The 3,885-nt window shown below is 64.0% G+C and carries 5 protein-coding genes; 3 read left to right on the forward strand and 2 right to left on the reverse strand.

Annotated elements, in window-relative coordinates; all coding sequences use genetic code 11:
• Positions 1–746 (reverse strand): PLP-dependent cysteine synthase family protein (locus tag AMD30_RS24005; RefSeq protein ID WP_055477339.1); only part of this gene is annotated, 746 nt, incomplete at its 3' end.
• 243 nt (positions 747–989) lie between these two features.
• Between AMD30_RS24005 and AMD30_RS24010 the strand changes: the two genes are divergently transcribed.
• The 3 genes from AMD30_RS24010 to AMD30_RS24020 are packed head-to-tail and all read left to right on the forward strand — an operon-like array spanning position 990 to position 3,374.
• A complete protein-coding gene (locus tag AMD30_RS24010) occupies positions 990–1,724 on the forward strand; it encodes a response regulator transcription factor (RefSeq protein ID WP_055477338.1) in 735 nt (244 codons plus the stop codon).
• Entirely contained in the window at positions 1,714–2,946 is a 1,233-nt protein-coding gene (locus tag AMD30_RS24015; RefSeq protein WP_055477340.1) for a sensor histidine kinase, read from the forward strand. Before AMD30_RS24010 ends, AMD30_RS24015 begins: the two co-directional genes overlap by 11 nt.
• A gap of 47 nt (positions 2,947–2,993) precedes the next feature.
• A complete protein-coding gene (locus AMD30_RS24020) occupies positions 2,994–3,374 on the forward strand; it encodes a BlaI/MecI/CopY family transcriptional regulator (protein WP_005180013.1) in 381 nt (126 codons plus the stop codon).
• A 53-nt stretch (positions 3,375–3,427) separates the two neighbouring features.
• Here the strand turns inward: AMD30_RS24020 and AMD30_RS24025 are convergent, their stop codons facing one another.
• Positions 3,428–3,757: a hypothetical protein gene (locus AMD30_RS24025; RefSeq protein ID WP_005180014.1), complete on the reverse strand. Its 330-nt coding sequence runs from the start codon at positions 3,755–3,757 to the stop codon at positions 3,428–3,430.
• Positions 3,758–3,885 lie beyond the last annotated feature (128 nt).

A 3,885-nucleotide genomic window follows, 5' to 3' on the forward strand; every position in this document is an offset into this window, starting at 1 on the left:
ACAGACCATCTGACACCCCCCATAATCCGTGACTGTGCCGGCTGGCCGAAAATCGTCGAGCCAATGGTGTCTACGCCCACAACCTCCAGCTCAGGGTTGAACTGCCGCAGAGTATGAGCCACACCGGCTGAGTGCCCACCGGTGCCCACCGAGCACACCAGCACATCGATATGTCGCAGCTGCGCGATCAACTCCACACCCAACGAGCTGTAACCGGTCACGTTGTCGGGATTGGAATACTGGTCGGGACACCACCCAGCCTCGTCACGCTCGAGCAAGGTGCGCACGCGGTCGCGGCGGGCTTGTTGCCAACCCCCGCCCGGATGGGGATCGCTGACGACATCGACCTGGGCGCCGTAGGCGGCGAGCATCTGCCGCAAGATCGGTTCCAGTCCCGGATCGGTCACCAAGGTCACCGGATGCCCGAACACGATGCCCGCTAATGCCAGGCCTAATCCCAGTGTCCCACTAGTTGATTCGATGATCCGCGCCCCCGGGGCCAGCTCTTCACGGGCGCGGGCGCGTTCCACCATGTGCAGCGCAGGCCGGTCTTTCATACCCCCGGGGTTGAAGCCTTCCAGCTTGGCCCAGAAGCCGCGCCCGTGCTCGGCGAAGGGTTCCTCGATGCGCAACACCGGGGTGCCGCCCACCAGCTGACGACTCAGCCCAGCACGGGGCGACGCGGCTTCGGCGGGGAAGGTAGTGGCGAATGGATCACTGGTGGTGAGGCTGTAAGAGACAGTCACACGGGCATCCTCTGCGTTGTTGAACAGGACGCCGCCGGGCAGAAATCAGATCATCAGTGTGAGAGGGAACTGTGTCGTAACGTTCCACCCGGCGACACCGCCACCTTGCCCACCGAACCTCAAGGCTGATCGGCAGCGTGGATCAAGATCTGCTCAAGAACGCCCACGAGGTTGGATGATCGTGTAGACCACCGCCACCATAGGAGCGTGCCCCAAGATCGCAACGTCGTCGACGACCTCCATATGCCGGTGGTCCGACCACCGCACGGTCTGCACGCCCTGGTGATCGAAGATGAGCCCGACATTGCCGAAGTCGTTGCTGACTACCTGCAGCGCAGCGGATTCACGGTCACCGTTGCGCCCGACGGCCAGGAGGGAGTCGCCGCCGCACGCACGGCGAGTCCGGCAGTAGTCATCCTCGACCTGGGCTTGCCGTCACTCGATGGCGTCGAGGTCTGTCGACAGTTACGCACCTTCACCAACGCCTACATCGTGATGGTCACGGCCCGCGCGGACGAAGTCGACACAGTCGTTGGCCTGTCGGTGGGGGCCGATGACTACCTCACGAAACCATTTCGCCCTCGTGAGCTGATGGCGCGCATCGACGCCATGCTGCGCCGACCACGGCCGACCCCAACCGGCGAGTCGCACCCGCGGACGATAGGGGAGCTCACCCTCGACCCTCAGGGTCGTGAAGTCCAGGTGCAGAGCACACCCGTGGAGCTGACTCGGACTGAGTTCGACGTTCTCGAAGCGCTCACGCGGCGGCCCGGTGTTGTGTTCAGTCGAGAGCAACTGCTCACCGAAATCTGGGGACCCGACTGGGTCGGCGATGCCCACGTCGTCGAAGTCCATGTCGCCAGTCTGCGCCGCAAACTCGGTGACAGCGCCGTAGCCGGCCGATTCATCCGCACCGTTCGCGGAGTGGGCTACCGGATGGGTGACGGCCAACCTCGAGGAGCCAGCGATGAACGATGAACGTCGACGGTTACGTATCCCCGGCAGCTTCGGCTCCCGGCTCATGCTCGCTCAAGCTATCGTCATCGCCGGCGGCGGCATCAGCGTCGCGATCGTGGCACTATTCGTGGCTCCACACACCTTCCACGACCACCTCGGCCAAGCTCGCCTCGAGCCAGGGTCAGTTCAGGCCGACCATGTCGAAGCCGCGTTCACTTCCTCGATCGTCGTCTCAATGTCTGCCGCATTGATCACCTCGACGATCCTGGCCACGGCCGTCAGCTGGTTCCTGGCTCGCCGCGTACAACAGTCAGTCGCCAGTGTCGCCCGCTCAGCCGTGGCTATTGGCGCCGGCAACTACCGCACGCGCGTACCCGATCGCCAGCTCGGCACCGAGTTCACCCAGCTCAGCCGAGCTATCAACCAACTTGCACAACGGCTGGATTCACAAGACGACATCCGTAAGCGGATGCTGTCAGACCTTGCCCACGAACTGCGCACCCCACTGACCACCATCGGCGCGATCACCGACGCCATCGAAGACGGAATCCGGGCTCCCGACTCACAGACCTTTGACGTCGTGCGCACCGCCACCACCCGCCTGCAGCGTCTCGCCGAGGACATCGCGACCGTATCCAGCACCGACGAGCATCAGATGCCCCTCCACCCGGCGACGATCACTGTCAACGAACTGCTCATCGCGACCTACGAAGAAGCCGCCGACCTGTTCACCGACGCCGAAGTCACGCTGGGCATCGTCACCACCGCCGCGCGCGTACACATCCATGTCGACGCCGAACGAATGAGCCAAGTACTGCTCAATCTGCTCACCAACGCGCTGCGACACAGCTCCCCGGGCCAGCGAGTCGTAGTGAAAGCCGACACCGCCCCGGCACACGCGGTGCGCATCAGCGTCGTCGACTGCGGTGACGGCATTCCCCCTCAACACCTTCCACACATCTTCGACCGCTTCTACCGCACCGACTCCTCACGCACCAGAGACGCCGGCGGCAGCGGAATCGGCCTCACCATCGCCCGCTCTATCGTCGAAGACCATGGGGGCACCTTGCTCGCCGAAAGCCTGGGAGCCGGACACGGAGCCACCTTCACCATCACGTTGCCGACCACCACCCGACGTCACATCCACCGCAGCACCCCTGGAACCGAATTCTCCGTGGCCTTCAAACACCGCACGCGTCGCGGCGCTGCCGATGCGCTCCAACGGGACCAAGCTACTAACTGAGGTAGTCCGTCGTAAGATTGACCCGCATCTAGAGATGGTGGGTGAAAATGACTGGGCTGGGTTCACTGGAACGCGCAGTGATGGACGTGCTGTGGTCAGCCGGTGCGGCGATGTCGGTGCACGACCTAGTCGAGGAACTCCACGACCGCGAACCGGCCTACACCACAGTGCTCACCGTCGTCACCAACCTGCACAAAAAAGGGTTCGTCGGTCGAGAAAAAGTCAGCCGCGCCTACCGGTACTTCCCCATGCAGACCCGTGAAGAGGCCACCTCACGCACCTTGCGTCAGGTCCTCGACGCCAGCGGGGACTCCGCGGCAGTACTGATGCACTTCGCCCAGACCGTGACACCCGCCGAGCGTGAAGTGCTCAGCGAATACCTCACCCTTAAACCTCGCCACACCCGCGGCGGCGGCACCAAAGCCTAAGCCATAGAAACCCTCCGACAAGGGAAACTCCGGCGAGGCCCAGGCCCGACTACTCAACCGGTCGCGCGCCCCTTGACTGCTGGGAGTAGACGCGCCACCAGCGCACCGGCCACACCCGCAGCGAAGGCCGCAGCACTCAGAGCCGACACCCAGTCGTGCACATCCACAGCGGTCAGCACCCGCAGCTCAACCGGATCACCGCGCCCGACTCCTGAGCGGGGGTCGGATGGCACGAGATCCGACGTTCGGAGCAGCATCACCAGCCAGAACGCGGCCACCGCCTCAAACATCACCACAGCAAGACCCACCGCACGGGAGATCGTACGGGCAGGACCGCGCGGGCCGAACCGACCCGCACGCCGCACCTCGACACCGTCAGTCATGCCCAACCATCTCCTCAGCACACCCGCATCACACCCCACTTCTACTAACCACCTTCGTATTCTGTGGCCATCGGGCGTGGGCGCCGGGAACGAGGGTCTCGAAGCAATCTGAATCGCCCCGGGTTTGC

It is taken from the genome of Gordonia sp. HS-NH1 (assembly GCF_001418765.1).
Taxonomy (GTDB): Bacteria; Actinomycetota; Actinomycetes; order Mycobacteriales; family Mycobacteriaceae; genus Gordonia.